Source organism: Sphingomonas panni (assembly GCF_022664435.1).
GTDB classification, from domain to species: domain Bacteria; phylum Pseudomonadota; class Alphaproteobacteria; order Sphingomonadales; family Sphingomonadaceae; genus Sphingomonas; species Sphingomonas panni.
On the sequence record NZ_JAKREU010000005.1, the window covers coordinates 126,125 to 147,249 of the forward strand.

12 protein-coding genes and 1 tRNA gene are annotated in these 21,125 nt (G+C 65.4%); 4 read left to right on the forward strand and 9 right to left on the reverse strand.

All coding sequences use genetic code 11. From position 1 onward, the window contains the following. Nucleotides 1-151 precede the first annotated feature (151 nt). Nucleotides 152-757, forward strand: coding sequence for a YceI family protein (locus MF609_RS11385; protein ID WP_242416432.1), 606 nt, complete (start codon nucleotides 152-154; stop codon nucleotides 755-757). A 19-nt stretch (nucleotides 758-776) separates the two neighbouring features. Here the strand turns inward: MF609_RS11385 and MF609_RS11390 are convergent, their stop codons facing one another. Then, nucleotides 777-1,160 carry a BLUF domain-containing protein gene (locus MF609_RS11390; RefSeq protein WP_242416433.1) on the reverse strand — a complete coding sequence of 128 codons (384 nt, stop codon included), beginning with the start codon at nucleotides 1,158-1,160 and terminating at the stop codon, nucleotides 777-779. Between the two features lie 258 nt (nucleotides 1,161-1,418). Between MF609_RS11390 and leuA the strand changes: the two genes are divergently transcribed. Further along, the gene (gene leuA / locus MF609_RS11395) at nucleotides 1,419-3,095 is read left to right on the forward strand and encodes a 2-isopropylmalate synthase (RefSeq protein ID WP_242416434.1); all 1,677 of its coding nucleotides are present in this window, start codon (nucleotides 1,419-1,421) and stop codon (nucleotides 3,093-3,095) included. A gap of 217 nt (nucleotides 3,096-3,312) precedes the next feature. On the opposite strand, the gene MF609_RS11400 is transcribed toward leuA, so the two are convergent. From MF609_RS11400 to MF609_RS11415, 4 genes are read right to left on the reverse strand one after another with little or no spacing between them, the layout of a single operon-like run. Beyond that, nucleotides 3,313-5,988: a valine--tRNA ligase gene (locus MF609_RS11400; protein WP_242416435.1), complete on the reverse strand. Its 2,676-nt coding sequence runs from the start codon at nucleotides 5,986-5,988 to the stop codon at nucleotides 3,313-3,315. Nucleotides 5,989-6,034: 46 nt separating this feature from the next. Beyond that, a complete protein-coding gene (locus MF609_RS11405) occupies nucleotides 6,035-6,574 on the reverse strand; it encodes a DUF2497 domain-containing protein (protein ID WP_242416436.1) in 540 nt (179 codons plus the stop codon). A 20-nt stretch (nucleotides 6,575-6,594) separates the two neighbouring features. After that, nucleotides 6,595-8,166 (reverse strand): TolC family outer membrane protein, encoded by a 1,572-nt coding sequence (locus MF609_RS11410; RefSeq protein WP_242416437.1) that lies wholly within the window; start codon nucleotides 8,164-8,166, stop codon nucleotides 6,595-6,597. Between the two features lie 6 nt (nucleotides 8,167-8,172). Then, nucleotides 8,173-8,844 carry a protein-L-isoaspartate O-methyltransferase family protein gene (locus MF609_RS11415; protein ID WP_242416438.1) on the reverse strand — a complete coding sequence of 224 codons (672 nt, stop codon included), beginning with the start codon at nucleotides 8,842-8,844 and terminating at the stop codon, nucleotides 8,173-8,175. A gap of 344 nt (nucleotides 8,845-9,188) precedes the next feature. Here MF609_RS11415 and MF609_RS11420 point away from each other — a divergent pair, with 344 nt between their 5' ends. Continuing rightward, nucleotides 9,189-10,319 (forward strand): acyltransferase family protein, encoded by a 1,131-nt coding sequence (locus MF609_RS11420; protein ID WP_242416439.1) that lies wholly within the window; start codon nucleotides 9,189-9,191, stop codon nucleotides 10,317-10,319. Between the two features lie 153 nt (nucleotides 10,320-10,472). After that, nucleotides 10,473-10,546: transfer RNA gene (locus tag MF609_RS11425), tRNA-Cys, on the forward strand. A 1,051-nt stretch (nucleotides 10,547-11,597) separates the two neighbouring features. Here MF609_RS11425 and MF609_RS11430 read toward each other — a convergent pair. From MF609_RS11430 to MF609_RS11445, 4 genes are all read right to left on the reverse strand, one after another. Continuing rightward, nucleotides 11,598-12,452, reverse strand: a complete 855-nt coding sequence (locus MF609_RS11430) for an HNH endonuclease family protein (RefSeq protein WP_242416440.1) — start codon at nucleotides 12,450-12,452, stop codon at nucleotides 11,598-11,600. A 56-nt stretch (nucleotides 12,453-12,508) separates the two neighbouring features. After that, on the reverse strand, nucleotides 12,509-14,557 hold the full coding sequence (locus MF609_RS11435; protein ID WP_242416441.1) for an AAA family ATPase: 2,049 nt from the start codon (nucleotides 14,555-14,557) through the stop codon (nucleotides 12,509-12,511). Between the two features lie 202 nt (nucleotides 14,558-14,759). Beyond that, a complete protein-coding gene (locus MF609_RS11440; RefSeq protein ID WP_242416442.1) occupies nucleotides 14,760-15,908 on the reverse strand; it encodes a cysteine desulfurase family protein in 1,149 nt (382 codons plus the stop codon). Continuing rightward, nucleotides 15,905-21,124 carry an FtsK/SpoIIIE domain-containing protein gene (locus MF609_RS11445; RefSeq protein ID WP_242416443.1) on the reverse strand — a complete coding sequence of 1,740 codons (5,220 nt, stop codon included), beginning with the start codon at nucleotides 21,122-21,124 and terminating at the stop codon, nucleotides 15,905-15,907. Before MF609_RS11445 ends, MF609_RS11440 begins: the two co-directional genes overlap by 4 nt. Nucleotide 21,125 lies beyond the last annotated feature (1 nt).

A 21,125-nucleotide genomic window follows, 5' to 3' on the forward strand; every position in this document is an offset into this window, starting at 1 on the left:
GCCGGGATGACGTCCGTTGCAGTACCGTCCCCCCCCCCACCCACGGCACCCAAACCGAAACCATCCGTTTCGCATCCGGTATTTGACCCGAAGCCCGCCCCGGCCGACAACGGCGGCATCCTGACTTCGCCTCAACCGGAGAGCCTATCCCATGCGCACCCCCCTGATCCTCGCCGCCGCCCTGTTCGCGGTTGCCGCCCCGACCGTCGCTCAGATGCCGGGCGCACCCGACAAGGCCCGCGTAACCGCCGGCAACTATACCGTCGACACCGCCCATACCCAGGTCGCATGGCGCGTGAACCATATGGGCTTCACGATGCTCGACGGCCTGTTCGGCGCGACCGGCGGCATGGCGACGTTCGACCCGAAGAACCCGGCGGCGACCAAGGTGTCGATCGACTTCGACATCGCCAAGTCGCTGACCGTCACCAGCCCGCAATTCGCCGAGCATCTGCAGTCGAAGGATTTCTTCGACGTCGCGAACCACCCGACCGCCAAGTTCGTGTCGACCCGCGTGCAGCAGATGGGCGACCACTGGATGCTGGCCGGCAACCTGACGATCAAGGGCCAGACCAAGCCGGTGCAGCTGACGGTTCGCTTCATGGGCGCGGGCCAGAACCCGATGAACAAGAAGACCAATGTCGGCTTTACCGCGACCGGCAGCATCAACCGCAGCGATTTCGGGGTGGGCGCTTACGCCCCGGTCGTGTCGGACAAGGTCGACCTGACGATCAACGCCGCGTTCGTCGCCGCTTGATCGGTAAGCTGCGCGCGGTTCAGGCCGCGCGCAGTCCGGCAAAGCCCTCGAAGGTGCCACGCACGCTCGGTGCCGCACCTTCGACCAGGGTCGCGACCTGTGCGATCACGCCGCCGCTGCCGTCATCGGCCGCCATCGCCCAGTCGCCGAACTCACGGGTTCCGACGGTCCGGCGCGACAGCACGACCAGCGCGAAATGACGCGGATCGGCCGCGATCCGGGTGAAGGCCGCTTCGACCTGCGCCGCTTCCCCTTCCAGAGCCTGTAGAAACCGACGCCCCTTCACATGGAGCAGTCCGGTAATCCCGTCGCGCCGGTTATTATGCTGCGACTTGGCGAGAATGTCGTCGAGATTGATCGCATCTCCGCGCCGCGCGGTACTGACATAGATTAATTGCAGCATGACATCCTGACGCTTGCCAATCCAAATTGTTGGTATTGAACCGCAAAATATTACCAACACGTATCTCTGCCATCGGCGCTGGACTTTCGGTCGGCTTTTGCCCACAGAGCCGTTCATGGTCCGCGCGTTCGCAAACCTGCTACGACTTAGCCGCCCTTAGGGCAGGATCGCACGCGCGTGCGCCTTCCCTGAGGGAGTATCGAACCTTTTCGGCAGATACCGGCGTCCATAAGACGCCCCAGACAGGCTGTAGACACCATGTTGCGCGATCCTTCGACGAAATACCGCCCCTTCCCGACCGTGAACCTGCCCGATCGCCAATGGCCGTCGCGGACGATCACGACTGCGCCGCGCTGGCTCTCCACCGACCTGCGCGACGGCAATCAGGCGTTGATCGACCCGATGGGTGCGGAAAAGAAGAACCGGTTCTTCGACCTGCTAGTAAAGGTCGGCCTCAAGGAAATCGAAGTCGGATTTCCCTCTGCCGGCGCTACCGAATTCGACTTCATCTCCGGCCTCGTCAAACAGGACCGTATTCCCGACGACGTATGGGTGCAGGTGCTCACCCAGTCGCGCCGCGACCTGATCGAACGCAGCTTCGAAAGCCTCGATGGCGCGAAACAGGCGATCGTCCACCTCTACAACGCGGTCAGCCCGGCATGGCGGCGCATCGTCTTCGGCATGGAACGCGCCGAAGTCCGCGAGATCGCGGTCAACGGCGCAAAGGTGCTGCGCGACGAAGCGGCAAAGCGTCCCGACACCGACTGGCGCTTCGAATATAGCCCCGAAACCTTCTCGACCGCCGAACTCGATTTCTCGGTCGAGGTCTGCGCGGCGGTGATGGACGTGCTGCAACCGACGCCCGACAAGCCGCTGATCCTGAACCTGCCGGCCACGGTCGAGGCGGCAACGCCCAATGTCTATGCCGACCAGATCGAATGGTTCTGTCGCAACGTGCCGAACCGCGACAGCGTCGTCATCTCGCTCCACACCCATAACGACCGCGGTACCGGCGTTGCCGCGGCGGAACTGGGGTTGATGGCGGGTGCCGACCGGGTCGAAGGCTGCCTGCTCGGCAATGGCGAGCGCACCGGCAATTGCGATCTCGTGACCGTCGCGCTCAACCTCTACACGCAGGGCGTCGATCCGCAGCTGGATCTGTCGGACATCGACGAGGTCGTGAACACGGTCAATTATTGCACCCAGTTGCCGGTGCATCCGCGCACGCCCTATGCCGGTGACCTGGTGTTCACCGCCTTTTCGGGCAGCCATCAGGACGCGATCAAAAAGGGTATGGCGGCGCAGGTAGTCCGCAACGACGGCCTATGGGAAGTCCCGTACCTGCCGATCGACCCTGCCGATCTCGGTCGCAGCTACGAAGCGGTCATCCGCGTCAATTCGCAGTCGGGCAAGGGCGGCGTCGCCTGGGTGCTGGAACAGGACAAGGGCCTGAAACTGCCCAAGCGATTGCAGGCCAATTTCAGCCGTCATGTGCAGGCGATGGCCGACCGGCTGGGTCGCGAGTTGAACGCCGCCGATATCTGGTCGGCGTTCCATGACGCCTATCTGCCGCAGGGCAAGGATCGCTATGCCCTGATCGACTATGCAGAAACCCATGCGCCGGGCGGCGGCCCGCCGCGCACGTTCGTCGGCCGCGTCCGGCTGGACGGCGAGGAACGCTCGATCTCGGGCAAGGGCAACGGCTTGCTGTCGGGCCTGCTCGCGGCGCTCCGGGAAGAGGGCGGCATCGACATGGACGTGGTCGATTATAGCGAACATGCCATCGGCCATGGTGCCGATGCGCAGGCTGCAGCCTATCTCGAATGCAGCCTGCCCGATGGCCGGCGGGTGTTCGGGGTCGGGATCGATGGTGACGTTGCTACCGCAACCGTGCGGGCGGCGCTGAGCGCGGCAAACGCGACGATGCGGGACTGAAGGAACGGCGCAGGCGGCTATCGAAGCGACGCCTGCGCCGCTCTCTCGAAAGACAGAACGTCACCCCAGCGAAGGCTGGGGTCTCTCGCGGTCCATGCTCCGCGCCATTACCGGAAGATCCCAGCCTGCGCTGGGATGACGTGGCTTGACCAAGTTGGCGACACACGCCCGGCGCCCGTCATTCCAGCTTTCCCCAGAATAACGGGCACGGCCGCGCTTAGCCCAGCCGACCCAACGCCGCGTGCAACCGCGCCGCCTCGGCCATCTTGTCGGCATGGTCCGCCCGCGCCTTTTCGACCGCTTCAGGCTTGGCGCGTTCGACGAAGCTCGCATTGCCCAGCCGCCCCGCCAGCGCATCGCGCTCCTTCTCCGCCGCCGCAATCGCCTTGGTCAGACGGGTGCGTTCCGCATCCAGGTCGATTACGTCGCCCAACGGCAGGACGAAGGTCGCTTCGTCCGCCACGATCTGCAACGCGCCGCCCGCCGGTGCGTCGCCGTCGACGCGATCGACACGGGCTAGCCGCGCCAGCACCGCTTCCTGCCGCGCAAGCCGCTCGGTCGTATCTGCCGATTCGTCGCGAACGTGCAGCGGCAGCCGCGCCCCCGGCGGCACGTTCAATTCGGTGCGAGCCGCCCGAATTTCGCTGACCAAGCGGATCAGCCAATCGATCTCCGCCCGTGCCGCCGGATCGATCGCCCGCGCATCGGCCATCGGCCAGCGCGCGACGATCAGGTCGTTCGAACGCTCGCCCAGCGCGTGCCACAGTTCCTCGGTGATGAACGGCATGAACGGGTGCAGCATGACCAGGATCTGGTCGAGCACCCATCCCGCGACGGCGCGGGTTTCCTCGCCCCCCTCGGCCCCACCCTGCAGTACCGGCTTGATGAGTTCTAGATACCAGTCGCAGAACCGGCTCCAGGTGAACTGGTAGATCGTGTTCGCCGCACCGTCGAAGCGCAGGTCGGCCAGCGCGAGGTCGAGCGCCTGGACCGTTTCGATCGTCTCGGCGATGATCCAGCGATTGACCGCCAGCTCTGCCTTGGGCGGTTCGATCGTCGCGGACGCCCCGATGCCGTTGGCCTGCGCGAACCGGGTCGCGTTCCACAGCTTCGTCGCGAAGTTGCGATACCCCTCGACCCGCTTCTCATCCATCTTGATGTCGCGGCCTTGGCTCTCCATCGCCGCCATGAAGAACCGCAGCGCATCGGCGCCGTAGCCGTCGATCAGACCCAGCGGATCGACGGTATTGCCCTTCGACTTCGACATCTTCGCGCCATCGGCGGCGCGGACGAGGCCGTGGAGGTACAGCGTCTTGAACGGCACCTCCTTCATGAAATGGATCCCCTGCATCAACATCCGCGCGTCCCAGAAGAACAGGATGTCGAAGCCCGAAATCAGGACGTCGTTGCTGTAGCGCCCGCCGAGCGTCGGGTCGTTGTTCTCGGGCCACCCCAACGTCGCGAACGGCCACAATGCCGAGGAGAACCAGGTGTCGAGGACATCCTCGTCCTGCTTCAGGACGACGCCCTCGCCCGCTTCGGCCTGCGCCTCTTCATAGGTTTCGGCAACGAACACGCGACCGTCATCGGCAAACCACGCCGGGATGCGATGCCCCCACCACAGCTGGCGCGACACGCACCATGGCTGTATATTCTCCATCCAGTTGAAATAGGTCTTTTCCCACGACTTGGGCACGATCTTGACCGCGCCCGATCGCACCGCCTCGATCGCGGGCTTGGCCAGCGTCGCGGCGTCGACATACCATTGATCGGTCAGCCACGGTTCGATGACCACGCCCGAACGGTCGCCATAAGGCGTCTGGATCGTGCGCGGTTCGGCATCATGCTCCGCACCGTCCTTGTCGATATGCGGAATCAGGACATCTTCGTCCTTCAGTCGCGCGACGACCGCCTTGCGCGCCTCGGCGCTCGACAGGCCGAGAAACGCGTCGGGAATCAGCCCATCCGCGGTCTGCACGATGTGGGCCTTGGCATCGAACATGTTGAGCATGTCGCGCGCTTCGATCCCGGCGCGGCGACCGACCTCGAAATCGTTGAAGTCGTGGCCCGGCGTGATCTTCACCGCACCCGATCCGAGTTCGGGGTCGGCGTGTTCGTCCGCGACGATCGGGATCAGGCGACCCGTGATCGGCAGCCGGACCTGCTTGCCGATCAGCGCAGTATAGCGCGCATCGTCGGGGTGCACCGCGACCGCCATGTCGGCGAGCATCGTTTCGGGACGCGTAGTCGCGACCTCGACAAAGCCCGATCCGTCGGCCAGCGGGTAGCGCAGCCGCCAGAAGCTGCCCCGGACCTCGCGCGTCTCGACCTCCAGGTCGCTGATCGCGGTGCCGAGACCCGGATCCCAGTTGACCAGCCGCTTGTCACGATACAGCAGGCCCTGCCGGTGCAGCTCGACAAAGACCTTGAGCACGGCCTTCGAAAAGCCTTCGTCCATGGTGAAGCGTTCGTTGGCCCAGTCCATCGAACAGCCGAGCCGCCGGAGCTGGCCGGTAATCTGCCCGCCGCTTTCCGCCTTCCAGTCCCAGACCTTCGCGACGAATTCGTCGCGCGAGAAGTCGGTGCGCTTCTGCCCGGCCGCATTCATCTGCCGTTCGACGACCATTTGCGTGGCGATGCCGGCATGGTCGGTGCCGACCACCCAGCGCGCGTCCTTGCCCTGCAGCCGGGCGTGACGGACGAGAATGTCCTGGAGCGTATTGTCGAGCGCGTGGCCGATATGCAGGCTGCCGGTCACGTTGGGCGGCGGATTGACGATGGTCCACGGCGTCGCGTTCGGACGCTCGGGCCGGAACAGGCCGTCCTGTTCCCAATGGGCATACCAGCGCGCTTCGATGGCGGCGGGGTCGAAAGTCTTGGGCAGTTCGCTCATGCACCGCCGCATGGCGCGGATGCGGCGGCGTTGCAAGAGAGCGGCGTTATTCGCGCCCGCTGATCCGCGCGATCTCCCGCGCGACCATCGATTCGACGATGCCGGGCAGCTGCGCGTCGAGCCAGTCGCGCAGCATCGGGCGGAGCATTTCGCGCACCAGCCCTTCGAGCGAATCGGACCCAGGCGTTTCCGGCTTCACCAGCATCCTCGACAACTGGTCGAGCGCACCCCGGCTCGCCTCTGCGGCACGTTCCGACACGATCGACGGATCGACCCTGGGTGAAGGCGCAGCGGCCACCGGTTCGGGTTCGCTCTGCGGTTCGGGCGCGCGGACGCGTTCCGCACGCGGCGGCTCGGCGCGGATCGCTTCGACGCGCGGTGGCGGAGGTGGAGCCGCGACGCTCTGGTTCAGTTCCAGCACCTCGTCCCGGTCGTCGATGTCGCGGACCTGCGCCGTGCGAATCGATTTACGCCCGCGCAACGCCTGGGCCGATCCTTCGCCCTCTTCGGCGATGATCCGCTTGATCGAGGACAGGATGTCCTCCATCGACGTTTCGTTGCTGATATCCCCCATCGCAACCCTCATCTCTATCGCCTCTCGAACGCTTAGCTGTCGGGGTTGGCGCGCGGCGTGTCAACGCCCTGCGTGGCGCGCGGGGCGCCGCCCTGCCGATTGGGGGCGTCGATCCCCTGTGTCGGTGTGTACGGATTCGGGCTGCGTTGCAGCGACGGATCGAGTTCCTTGGTGACGACCGGCGTCTGTGCCGGGGTGTTCACCGTGCCGGGCGCGACCGGTACCGGCGCGGGATCGCCGCTCCAGTCCCAGATATTGTTGCGCACCCGGCTATAGTTGACGGTCGGATCGTACAGCGCACCACCATCCAGCCCCAGGTCGCGCGCTTCGGCCCGGCCCATCGCCGCCAGCAGCGCGAAGCCCGCGACATAGGCGTCACGGCGCGCCGAAACGAGCTGGACCTGCGAGTTCAGCAGTTCCTGTTCGGCGTTCAGGATGTCGAGGATCGTGCGGGTGCCCACGCTGTTCTCGGCGCGCACGCCTTCCAGCGAAAGGCGGTTGGCGGCGACCTGTACTTCCGACGACTGGATCACGCGGAGCGCCGACTGCCACGCAGCAAAGGCGGAACGCGCATCGGACACGACCGAGCGTTCGACCTGCGTCACCTGCTCGATCGCAGCCCCTTCCAACGCCTGTGCCCGGCGGATCTGCGCGCTGGGGCGACCGCTCTGCCATAGGGGCAGGCTCATCTGCACGCCGACCTGCGCCTGCCCGCCATCCTGCTGCAGCACCGTGCCGTTGACCGACTGGGCCGAGCCGAGGAAGCTGGCATAGCCCCCGCCCCCGACCGCGCTGATCGTCGGCAGGCGGCTGGCGCGCGCCACGCCGACGTCGAAACCGGCGGCATCACTGGTACGACGCGCTGCGATCAACGACGGGTTGTTGGCGATGGCCACACCGACCGCCGCATTGGGATCGACCGGCAGGTTGGGCAGCACCGGCGGCGTGTCGAGCGTGGATGCCGGAGCACCCGTCGTCGCGACATAATTTTCGCGGCTGCGGATCAGCGAGGCTTCGGCATTGCGCAGCTGCGCCTGTGCCGATGCCAGCCGCGCCTCCGACTGGGCAACGTCGGTGCGGGTCAGGTCGCCGACCTGGAACCGGTCCTTCGACGCCTGAAGGTTCACTTCGAGGACGCGGACATTCTGCTGGTTCAGCCGCACGATCGCTTCGTCGCGGATCACGTCGTTATAGGCGGCGACGACCAGCGTGAAGACGTTCGCTTCGGTGCTGCGCAGATTGGCGCGACCGGCATCGACACGTGCGTCCGCCGCGCGGACGCCGTTGCGGACGGCACCGCCGGCGAACAGCGACTGCGACACCTGTACCTGCACGCTGCCCTGACGGGGTGCCTGGGTAAAGCCGCGGCTCGACGGGGTCAGGACGTTCTCGATCACCGAGCTTTGCGTCGTCACCTGCGGCAGGCCCTGCGACCGCGCCAACGGCACGCCCTCGTCCGTCGCGCGCTGGTTCGCCCGCGCACCGGTCAGCTGCGGATTGGTGGCATAGGCCCGAGCCAATGCTTCCCGCAGCGTCTCAGCATTCGCCGGCCCGGCCAGCAGCGCCAGCGCCGCGACCCCTGCCAAGAACGTCCCCCCCCGCATCGTCTCTTACCTTGTAAACTGAAAGGTCTTAGGCTTGGCGAAGCCGGGCAGTTCGACACAGCCCAGATCGGCGAAGTCCACCAGACCGAACCCGCCTTCGGTCCGCCGGCCCAGCGCAAGCCGCGTCACGCCCCGATCGACGATGCCGGTGGTCAGCCGGCCGCCGGGGGCAAGCTGTGCGACGATCGCGTCCGGCACGACCTCGACCGCGCCGTCGATGACGATCACGTCATAGGGTGCGCCCTGCGCCCAGCCGGCGTTCAGCGGCCCTTCGACCAGCTCGACCTTCGCATCGGCAATCGCGTCGCGCGCGGCGGCAGCCAGCGCCGCATCCTCTTCCAGCGCGACGACCGATCCGACCAGTCGCGCCAGCACCGCCGCCGCATAGCCCATCGCGGCCCCGACCAGCAGCACGCGGTTGGTCGGCAGCAATTCGGCGGCGGTCAGCAGGCGACCGGTGATGAGCGGCGGATTGATGGCGCGGCCACCGCCCAGCGGCAGCGGCGCGTCGCGATAGGCGACCTCTGCCTGGGCCGGCGGCACGAAGCCTTCGCGGGGAACGTCGCCCATGGCGGTCACGACGCGCGGGTCGCTGACGGCGCTGGTGCGCAACTGGCTGACCACCATCGCGTGGCGCATCGCATCGAAATCAGAACGGGTCGGGATCGAATCGGTCATGGTGCAATCCTGTCGCACAACTGTTTTATCCGCGCAACACACATCGCGCGTAAATCGCTGTCTATCGCGCGACGGGGCCATCGCCAAGGACAGGCCAGACAGAATCTGCAACGCTTTCACGTCGCCGAATGTCGGGCAAGGAAGCCACTAGGAACGCGTTCTGGCACCCCTCCAACCGTGAAGGATAAATACGTGTTTATCTATTCAATAGCTACCCTTCCAATACTACATATCGAATAGATGCTTTCGCATTTACACTATAAACATACAGTTTTGCACCGCTTTTTGTTGACTGCCGTCGTAATATCGACCTAATTGGCCGAACATGTTACCGGGGGGTGCACATGAATGACCGAAAGATTGCTTCTCTGCAGGTGCTGCGCGGAGTAGCGGCGTTGATGGTGGTTTCCCATCACGCGGGACGTGCGGTATCGGCCCGCCGCCCAGAAGATCTTGTTTATACGGACTTTTCCATAATCCTGTCCGAAATAATCGAGCTTGGATCGGTTGGTGTCGATCTGTTCTTTGTCTTGAGCGGCTTTCTTATGCTGCATATCGCCGAGCCGTATTTCCGTGGACAACGCAGCGTCTTCGACTTCCTGTTGCAGCGCGTAGTGCGCGTCTGGCCGCTCTATCTGGTCGCGACGTTCGTTGCCCTGATCCCGGCACTGGCTACGTTGGTCAGGACCGGCGTGATGGGCTACGACCTGACGCCCTATCGGCTCCTGGGCCTCGTATTTGTTCCGACGTTCAATGCCAATGGCGGCATTCAGCCCATACTCGGCGTCGGCTGGACGCTGAGCTACGAGTTCCTGTTCTATCTGGCCTTTGCTGCGATCCTGCCGTTCGGACGCCCACACGCATTGGTTCGGCTTGCTGCGGTGCTGCTGGCGCTTCACGGCGTAGGGCAAATACTGGGTTCGAGCGCGATGGGACACTTCCTGCGATCCGATCTGTTGCTGGAGTTTTTCGCGGGCGGCACGATCGCGATACTGTTCCAGCGGGGCCTGCTTCGATTCGGCGCCGGTGCCGCCTTGATTGCTGCAGGGGGCGTACTGTTGCTCGGCTCGACACTCTTGCCTGCATCAAATGTCCCTCGGGCCGTCGCCTTCGGCGTGCCCGCCTGTCTGGCATTCACCGGATTCCTGACGCTCGAAGGACGCGTCGCATGGCCAAGCTGGTTGCTGCTCGTCGGCGATGCCTCCTACGCCCTGTATCTTTTCCATACCTTGCTGCTCTACCGGGTCGCCAACGCGGTCATGCGTCCGCTGTTCGCGCACGGCCATCCAGAGATCGGCATGGTCGCGGCGTTCGCTGCCGCCGTACTGACGGCATTGGTGGTCGGGATCGGCGCACATTTCGCGATTGAACGGCGATTGCAGGCAATCATCGCCGGATGGCTCCGCGAGAACCGCAATGCCAATAGTCGCAAAAGCGTGGCTCCTCCATCCGTGGCAGGTGGGACGACAGCATAGCTGCTACACGAAGCAGCCATTGGCCGGCGTTTGCCTCGCCGGGGTCTTCGTATGGGCGTGACTATCGATTGCAGAAGAACGCAGACGAAAAATAAGGCTGGTGGGTTGACGTGGCGGCGAAAACCGGGGAATTGCCGCCTCCCACCGTATCGAGGCGCGATGGCGGAGTGGTGACGCAGAGGACTGCAAATCCTTGCACCCGGGTTCGATTCCCGGTCGCGCCTCCAACGGTGTGACGTTTTCGTTAGCGACTTCGCAATATTGCGTTGCGCGAAGTCGATGCGTACCGTTGGAATGCTGGCTGATTTCGTTATTGGCGGCTTCAATCGATCCGGTCTGCTCGAGGAGCTTGATCAGTACGCGACGCGATGCTCGCAGCGACTGACCGACAGCCACCTTTACGCGGCCTGTCGGTCGGCCCTCCTAATTCACTGATTAGTCGATTCGGCATTCACAGCGTGCGAATGAATGGAAGGAAGTCGAGCCCTACGGTGCAAAGCCGGTCCCCCAGCGATACACGAGGGTCCGAACCTCCACGCCCTGCAACGGATCGCCTAGTGAGCCAATGGAGACTTGATCGATGGCGGACGATACGGACCGGGCTTCGTAGCGATGGCCGACGAAGGCGCGCAACTGGTCCGGTCGCGCCGTGGCGCCGTGGCGCCGTGGCTCTGAACGCGAATTGCTCCAAAGCGCTGCACATGCGGGATTTCGAAAAGAACGGACGACTGCCCACCACGATACGGGCCGAAGTGGATGCTTCCATCGCGTGGATCTCGGCCGTCCGGGCCAGCGTATCTGAGAACCCCGCCGTCGGTGCCGCGCGTACCGTCGCCTCCGTTCTCCATCGGTCATCCGTCGCGCCTTAGCGAGCGAACCCGGAGCGCCGATGCCGTCGCCTCCATCCGTTCGTCCCCTCGAACGGCCCCCGTCTCGATGGCGTTCGCGGTCCTCGTCACGGTCGCCCCGCGAATCCACGAGACGCGCCGTCCTGCACAGCTCTGTGGAAGAGGTCGTCGAACGTCACCGCTAGGCACGGGCATGCAGGAACGGACGGCGCCCCCCCGCCCGCAGCACCGCGAGCGTCCGCCCGGCGGCCCAATCGCGCTTCGACATCCATGCGGCGCCTTCGCGTCGGGACCTCAAGGACAGCGCCGCTCCTCTCGGACTCCGTCGCCAGCGGTCCGCCTCCGAACAACGTTCGCATGGGCGGAGCGTCCGCTCGGATCATGACCGGACGAATCGGATCCCTTTACGGCGGACCGGACGCTCTGAAATTCAAGATCGTCCGACATCTATGCTCAGCAGTTCCTTCTCGAACGCGTCGACGAAGGCCGTGGCCAATGCGGTGTACGGTCTGTCCGGCAGCGCGAACCTGCGAAGCTGAGAAGCCCGCCGCTTCGCGTTTGCGACCGCCTGTTCGGTCTGCGAGGGGTCGTCCATTCCCACCCGCAGGTCCTCCAGGATCTGCTCGCGCTGATAGCGTAGTTCGTTGAGAAGCTGCGTCCGTTCCTTGACCAGAAGAACCCGGTTCAATGCGAACGTCCTGATCGATTCGGCACCTCGCGGGCACCTTCCGCCGGGAACTGGTCGCGCCTCCACGAGGCTTTGTTCGCCATCAAGTCGCCACGTCAGATGGTTCGTCGGATCTCGCCTGGCGGGATCGATCAGAAGCGGATCCTCGGCCGACAGATCGCCCTTTCGCGTCATAGCTCGCACGCCTGCGATCGGGAAGTGGTTCATCTTTCCGACACTGCGCTCGGCTCTGCGACGCAACAGCCGCTTGAACTCTTCCAAGCTGACCATTTCCGTCAGCACCGCGAAACGTCTGCCTTCGTTGCAGGAGGCGCAACTCGGAAGGAGGTTCTCCCAGTCGTGGGCGAGCCACCAGTATCCTGGATGATCCGGAACATCGAGGGCTCCGCCCTTAGGTCGGAAGTGTTCGATCCGTGCAGTGCCGGTACCTGCTACCGATGTTTCGCAGTACGCGCACTTGTCCTCGAACATCTCGGCGAGCGCTCTCGCGACCGAAGGATGACGGTAGGCCACGTATTCGTAGGCCTTGAACCCGGCAATGCCCGGCGTCTTCCGGAAGTAGTGCCTCGCGCCCCGAAGCCGCTCGAGTGCTACCACGGCGGATGGCAGGGAGAGATGATCGGGTATGGAACCGTTTGGCCGCTCAACGTACCTCACGCGTCATCACCTTCCGGTGCGTCGCCTTTTCGCAGCACGTCGAGCACCGCCTCCACCGCGTCACGACGACCGAAACGCGTGAAGCGCCGCGCCCGCCGGGACGCGAGATACCGGTCCAGAGCTTCGTGAATCAGCTGTTCCCGGACGGTGTCGCCGAGCACCAACCTTCGCACCAGCGCCGTGTCGCCCTCGGTCTCCGAAAGCCCCATGTCGTCCGATCGGGCGAGATGATACTCCAGTTCCGGATCCGCAGTGCTCCACAGACCGAAGTATTCGGACGTGAGAAGCTGCTCGGCCGACATGCCACGAACCCCTGGAAGTTCGGTCAGCTGATGGACGCGTCCGTCCCGATCCTTCTCGAGGACATGCACCTCGCCATCGTCCATCCCCCTCAGGCACAGGGGATCGTGCGTGGTCACGATGAACTGGACGCCGGGCAGCGCCTCTCGAAAGGCGGACATGACACGCATCTTCCAACGCGGATGGAGGTGGGTTTCCAGTTCGTCGATAAGGACGATCGCCTGCGCCCGTTCGAGATCCGGCCAGTAGAGCAGCAGATTGCGGACGATGTCGGCAACCAATCCGAGCAGCGAGCGGTACCCTTCGCTCAGCTTCTCCACGGGAACCGGACGACCAAGAGACATGACGCACATCCGCCCGGCGGCATCGACCGTCAGTTCGTCCTCGTCATCCAGTGCAAGGACGATCCGCAGGGCGCGTGCGACCGCGTCGAAGACGGCGGGATGGGCAGACAGGCTGCGCAACCAGTCCTCCGGCGGCGACAGCGGCCGGTCGACTCGGAACAACGGCACGACGTGATCCGCCACGCTGCGTCCGGCGCCCCGCTCCCTCTTCGCGAAGCGGCGCCGGGCGCCGTAGGCGAGAACGAGCGCGGAGGGTCCATCCGTACCGCGGTAGCGCCTTCCGATCCCGTCCACGTGCATCACCGCACGGTGATCGTCGTCATGGAACGTCACCTCGACGAACGCGTCCCTGTGCTCGAGGACGTTCCACATCTCGGGATCATCCCGCCGGATGAACTCGCTCGGCGCTATGTCCAGCCGACGGATCGAACCAACGCCTGCCAGCGCTCCGGCCACCGCTTCGAGCACCGTGCTCTTGCCCACGGCGTTCTCGCCGAGGAGCATGACGCAGGGCGGACCGGGATCGGCCTCCCTGCGAACGGGCAGTTCGATCCTGATGGCGTCCAGCGACTTGAAGTCGCGGATCTCAATGCTCGCTATCCGCCGGGAGGGCGGAGGCGTGCGGAGACCGATTCTGGGCGGTCTCGAGACGGGGGCCTCGTGCGCCGACGCGACCGGCTGCTCCGATGATCGATGCAATGGAAGCAGCGACTCCTCCGTGCCTAGTTCTACGCAGACGCCGGCCAGTTCGGTCCTTTCCTGGTCCGTCGCCTCGGACAGGCGGGCCTTCAGCGACCGCATCGCCGACGATCGATTGCCGGTGAGGCGCAGCCCTTTCCATCGCCGTAGCACGCGGTGTAGAAAAGCTAGGCGGATCCCGACGAATTCGCGGTCGAGATCGAAGAGGACGTCGAGCTCGGAGAACCTCGCGTCCTGAACCGATCTGGCGAGACGACCCGGTAGGTCGGCCAAATCCCTCTCCCGTGCCTCCACTAGGTCCGGAGAAGCAAGGTCGAGAACGGCGATCGTCATCTCGCCGACGCGATCGAGAGCCACGCAATCGCCGTTTGCCGGAAACCGGAGATGCCGTGACGGCTCGTCGCGCCTGGGATCCACGAGTTCCGCCCGTTCGACCGCGAGAACCTCGTCGTACGAGGAATTCGGTACCGCTCGTTCACCGGCGACCGGAAATGCCGAACCTTTCGCCTTGTCGCAGCGCTGGCAGACGAGAAGCAAGTTCTCCCAGTCGTAGGCCAGCCAGGCATAGTGTTCCAGCGATGCCCCCGCCTCCTCCGATCGACCGGTCGCTTGTCCGAGGGGGCGGAAATGATGGACGCTTCCATCGCTGCGGCGCACCTCCCGCTCGCAGAAAGCGCACTTGTCGCGGCACAGGCGGCTCAACGCATCCCGGACCTCGTCGTTAAGGAAGAGCCTATGCCTAACCGGCGGCCGTTGCCTGGCGCGATGGACGGGGTCGAGGCGGAGATACCTCGTCATCTCCCGTCTGGCCTCCCGCGCTTCAGGGGAAACGAGAATCGCTGGCGCCTGCGTTCCGTCCAGTCTCAACATGCCGGTCGGCCCATGCCGTCGCACGGCTCCCGTCTCATAAGACGATGCCCCCCATGTCGGCCATCGAAGCGCGAAACCGTTCTTCAAAGAACGCGAGTTCGTCATCGGTGGTGTAGGCCGACAGACTGATGCGGATGGTCGATCTCGCATCGGCCTCGCTCAGCCCCATCGCGACCAGCGTCGCCGAAGCAGCTTCGGCGCCCGAGCTGCACGCGGAACCCGTCGATATGCAAACGCCCGCCTGTGCGAGGCGATCGACCAGATCGTCGGCGTCCACCCCGGGCATCGTCAGCGAGATCGTGTTCGGAAGTCGAGGGGCCCTCGCCCCGTTCACCCGCCAGCCGGCGTGCAGACCGAGCAGCGCCGTCTCCAACCCGTTGCGGCGGCCGCGTATCAGTTCCGCGGCAGCCGTAATTCTGGACGAGGAGACCCTTGCGGCCTCAGCGAGACCGGCAGCGGCAGGAGTGTTGTAGGTTCCTCCTCGGCGTCCGCCCTCCTGTTCGCCGTGCACTATCGGCGGCAGCGCGATGCCGGGACGAGCGAATAGCGCGCCAATGCCCTTGGGTCCATGGAACTTGTGGGCAGAGAAAGACACCAGGTCGACCTCCGCCAGATCGTCCATCAGATCCACTGGCAATCGTCCGACCATCTGCGTGGCGTCCGTATGGAACAAGGCTCCGCACCGTTCCCGAACGGCACGGGCGAGATCGCGGACCGGTTGAATGACGCCAGTCTCGTTGTTCGCCAGCATGACGGACACGAGCGCGGTCTCCGGTCGCAACGCATCCAGCAGCCCCTCCGCAGAGACGACGCCATCGGAATCCGAACCGATCCAGCTTACCACGGCACCCGAACGTTCCGCATGGCGGGCCGCTCTGACCAACGACGGATGCTCCATCCGACTCAACACCACGTGGACCCCGGGACGAGCGAATGCCGACATGACCCAGCTGTTGGCTTCGGACGCACCTGACGTAAGTGTGATGTCCTCCGCGAAGTCGCGGGATCCGAGCAGCTTGGCCGCTTCGATCCTCGCCCCGCGGACGGGATCGTCGTTCAGGAGGATCGCCGCCGCGGCCGACGACGAGTTGAAGAACGCCTCGTCGAAGTACGGCAGCATGGCGTCCAGAACGCCCGGAGCCAGGGGAGTGGTGGCGTTGCAGTCCAGATACGCCGCCATCATGCGTCACCCCCGATGCGGCTATCCTCGGCGATCGCCTTGACGAGCTCTGCTAGTTCCATTTCGTCGATATAGGGGACCTGAGCGAACTGCGGCGACGCGTCGCCCCCCGTCAACGCCACCATATGGCCCTGACCGAGCAATCGTTCCGCACCGCCGCCCTTCACGCCGAGCGAGAGGTCCGACGTTCCCGCGCTATCGACCCGCAGCACAAGTCGGTTCCCAAGATTGCTGCGAAGCTGCATCGGGAAGACGGTATTGTCGGGCCTCTGCGCCGCGAATATCAGATAGATGCCGGCGGCACGCGCCTTCACGCCCAGCCGGCTGACGGCCGTTTCCACCTCCGCCCGGTAGCTGTCGATCTGCATCCAGTCCGCGAACTCGTCGTGCACGAGCCAGATAGTCGGAAGGGGATCGTCCGCCCTGGAGTTGTAGCCGGTCAGATTGCTCGTCCTCATCGTCCGGAACAGCTGGTAGCGACGATCCATCTCGACCACCAGTTCACGCAGACGGTCGAGTGCCACGTCCGGCTGATCGATTATCCCGCCGTCGAGATGGGGCAGATCCTCGAACGCGAAGTAGTCAACGCCGGCCTTCGGATCTATCAGTATCAGCTTCGCCTGGAGGGGCGTGTTGGTCGCGGCGATGCCGAGGATGATGTTCTGCACAAGCACCGACTTTCCGCTCCCGGTGCTCCCCGCCACCAGCGTGTGGGGCGCCGGCTGGGGCTCGAGGAAGAGCGGCGCACCGTCGTCCTCGCGCACGGCGATCATCAATCTGTTGTTCGCTAGATCCGGTTCGGGCCGCCAGTCCTTCCAAGCTCCGGCAAGCAGGACGCGCGCACGGTCGGGACGCCTGATCACAATCACGACCAGTCCCGGTTGCGCCAAGACGTTGAGAACCTCGAGACCATGCGTGGTCTTCAGTTCGACGATCCGGTTCTCCACCTTCGCGACGGTTAGCTTGTCGCTGCCCTGGAACCTCAGGAGCGCCGAGTTCGGCGTGAGAACGGAGCCGACGAGGTTGGCCGACAGGCCGTACCGGAGGAGCGCGTTCCGGCACCGACCCGCCACCTCGTCCAGCCATCCGTCGGGGGCGGCCTGAGCCTGCTGGGCGTCGGCGTAGGTCTCCAGCAGGGTTCGGAAGCGGCTCGGCCCGTTCCTCGGCTCTCCGTCCGTCGACGCGGGCGGCCCGAGCAGAGCGGCAGGTTCGTCCGCTTCCGCCCGTGGGTCGCCCGCAGGGTCCCCGGTCGACACCTCCGCAGCGACCGCTTCCACATCCTCTTCCCGCGGGTTCGTCGGACCGGATCCATCGTCGGGGTCCGGTTCGAACGCCAGCCCGCCACGCACCCGCATGCGGACGGCCGTGGCGTCTCCACCGGCAGCGTAGGCCCGGATGATCTCGCGAAGGCTGTCGGGAGCATAGCGCTCCTGTCCGCCGCCCGTGTCCTTGACGCCCACGAACAGATCAGCAGCGCCCGCGACGTCGTCCGGTCCGCCATGACCGAACACGTGGGAGTATCCCCGGACCCGGATTCCACAACCATCCTCCTCCCGCAGGACGGCAGCCCAGTCCACGCCGCTCAGATCCTGCGACGGCTGCCCCCGGAGCCCGTCCATCAGCATTTCGGCAAGTCGGGCCCGCCAGATCCTGCGGTCGGCGGGCGGACTGTCAGGTGACAGAGCCGACTCCAGACGCTGCAGGGTGTCGCGAAGCTGGCGTGCGGACTCGGCCGACTTGGAACTCATCCCGGCCGCCGCGACGAACTTCGCCTCCGTCACGACGACGTCGAGGAACGGTCTCCCGTCCGGACCGAATCTCGGCGACAGGCACAGGAGATCCGCCATCTTGCGCTCGTCCTGCCCGAGCCAGGCCGCATAGTCGTCCAGGAACAGCCATGACGAACGGCGATCCGCGCCGAGTTCGGTCTCGACGAGGAACCGGCTCAGGACGACGCCGATGAGTTCGCCCGCGTTCGCTCCACGCCGTGCGGCGCGCAGCACCAGATCACCCGACGTGAGGTTCGCGTCATGGATCAGCTTCCCGGCCAGTGCTCGAAGCTCCTCCTCCGCAAAGGTCGGATCGATGTGCCGAAGGCGCGCCTTCAACGTCTCGCGCAGCAGCGTGTCCGACGCCGCCGACGAGACGATCATGCTGCGACCGCCGGAACCGGCACGGCGGTGCCGTATCACCGAGACGCCGCTGTCTAGAAGCTGACGGCGATCGAGGAGGTCATCGACGTTCACGACCCATTGTCCAAGCCGATGCGTCTCGTCCAGCACCAGCTTGGTCCGGGCCGAGCGGACGTCGGTCATGCGGGCGGGAACCCGCGGTCTCGACGACGGCGCACGACCCATGTCCGCATCCACCAGCGCCGCCATGGATGCGAGATGCGCCCAGCCCTCGCGAGGCTGGACGGGACAGGCCAGCAGCACGATGGCATCGCGCTCCCCGGGACGAACCGGAATGCGGCGAGGCCAGTGCGCCGACATGATCTCGTCGTACGGCATCTCCCGCCGTTCCGTCTCGGTCCATGCAAGACGTGCCTGCCGGGATATCACGTCGTGACAGAACACGATGTCGAACGGCGGTCCGTCGCTGGCCGAGGTGGGCCCCTGGGTCACCATGATCGATATGCGGAGCCTGGACATGAAGTCCCGTGTCGCCTCGGATCCGTGCGACACGTCGTCGCCGGAGTCTCCCACAGAGAGCTGCTGATAAACTTCGCGAAGCCTCGCCTCGTCCGTATGGCGAAGCGTGACCTGACACATCGCCTCGCCGTCCTCGCTCGCCGTGCTCCTGATGCATTCGACCACCGCCCTCGGAAGCGTCGCGGCATCGCAGTTGTAGAGAACGATCGAGAGGTTGTCGCGTTCGTGCGGCTGGAGACGGAGGTACTGCGTGACCACCTCGGCAACCTGCCGCGCCTCGGCACGGACGTCGTCGCTCGTGGCGCCGCCGCCCCCGAAGATCGCTACCGGCGTCTCATGAAGCGAATATCCGCCGTGGCTCGAGACGGTCGATAGCACCACGACCTTCTCGCCGAGCCAGGCCGGCACAACTTCCACTCCCACCGGGCCGCTCAGATCGCGGCGCAGCTCGTTGAAGAACAGCGCTCCGTTGTCGGTGAACGTCACGAGTCCACCCGCGAACAGCGGAGCGATCAGATCCCGGCACCGCAACCAGCGCGCCCGCGATGCCGCGAGCCGCAACGGATGCCATGGACACAGGACAGCGGCCGGTTCATGGCCCGGAACCTGCTCCACTTGGGCGACGCCGATCTCGAGAAGGGGCCGCTGCAGGCGTTCCAGCGCTTCCGGACTGTCGCTGGCCGAAAGGGCGTAGGACAGCAGCTCGCCGTATGCCGTCGCCTGGTCCGCGATGCTGACCGCGTGCCAGCCGACGACCTGGACGTCTTCGAGGGCCCGTCGGTAGGCGTCCTCGAAGTCGCGGAAGAGCTCACGGATTCGCACGGACGTGGGCGCGGCGACCAGCTGCGACCCGATCAGCCAAGCGAGGTCGTCCCGCCATGCGGATGCCAGGGACTCGCAGCGGCTGGCCGCGGGCACGAAGCTTCCGCGGTCCCGGCTGGCGGTCGGCTCGAGCGTTCCCATGTCCAGAAGGTCGACCTCGCCGGATCGACCGCGTCCGATGCCTGCGCGACGACCGGCCATGCATCGGACCAGCGGCGTTCCCCGCCTGTTGGTCCGAAGCCTGGACAGATCCGTCGTCAGTCCCATGCCCACCGCGGCAAGCGACGCCTCCCAGACGAGCAGCAGCTCGACGCTCTTCTGCCCCTCCCCAGCCTCATCGTCCTGCAACCAGACCTTGAACGACAGCTGTCGCGCCTTGCGCGCGGTCGACGTCTTGTTGCGGCGGCTCCAGTCCTCGATGTCGTTCGCGATCTCCGGGTAGCGGAAGGCCTCAAGCCTGCGGAACTCCACCACGCCGTCGAATGCCGGCTTCAACCCCCGATACGCCGTAGCGAAGTAGCGGCCCACCTCGTCGTTGAGGCCGAGGAACGAGGCAGGGGTGGCCTCAACGCCTTCGACGACGAGCTTGCGTCTCCCGGATGCGGAGGGTTCGTAGAGGCGGCGCACACACTGTACGATGCCATCGACCAGGTCGTCGCACTCCACGCGCTGACCGAACACGAACCGTTCCCATAACGCAGCCAGCCGCGGATCCTCGCTGCGCATCTCCCGACCGTGCGACGCGAAGAAGGCCTCGTCCTCGGGACCCCGTTCGGGCTTGACGCTGCGGTGCTGCGCGAAGTTCCGGACGTAGGCGAGTTCGTCCTGCGTCAGCAGATCCGGTTCCCGCTGACTGTAGAACGCCAGCGTCCGCTTTCCCAGGGACTCCCGCTCCGGACGACCCGCCTCCTCGAAGAAGCTTCTGAGTTCCGTCCAGTCGTGATCGAACGGCGCGATGGAGGCCTCGCTCACTCCGTCCTGAGCATCGACGTACGCTTCGAGCGCGGCGACGACCTCGTCGCGCATGTCTGCCTTCTTCTCGTCCAGTCGCTCCCGCAGCCTCGATCTCGCGATGGGCAGCTGCTGCAGGTCGCGCTTCGCGAGGTAGCTCGCCCTCCGCCAGTGCGAGGCATAACGCTGCTTCCACTGCGACGTCTGATGACGACGCTGCGGCAGTATCTCCTCGAAGAGGTCGTCGTATCGGGGGATCCGCAGAGCCATCAGGGAGGAACCCAGGGCCCTTGCGGGCGTCGCCCCCGCAGCCGCCTTCTCGGTCACGTCGACCACGTACTGCGAGAAGCGGCGCAACGGCACCCGGTCGATCTGGATGACCGCACGAAACGCGGCTTCGAACTGGCGCACCAGCATCTCGTCCAGATCTGCTCCGACGTTCGACTGGGCGATCCAGTCCCTCACCAGCGACTGGTCGAGGAGGGCGTCCGCGTCCACCCGCACGAGCTGCGAAAGCGACTGCCGCTGGCTCTCGTCGGTCAGCACCATCAACCTGCCTTCGCGTTCGCAACGCTCGTGGCGCAGCACCGTCACGTTCAGGTCCGTCAGCAGCGACGCGTCCACGCCGGCATCCGCGAACCGGTACCTCGGCAGCTTGATCTCCATGCGTCCCGACAGTTCGGGTTCCGAACGAACCGCGTCGACGATGGACAGGACCTCGTCGTCCGACAGCGCGCTGACGAGGAAGCGGGCGAAGCCGGCATCGCCGGAACCTTCGTCCAGGGTACGCAGCATG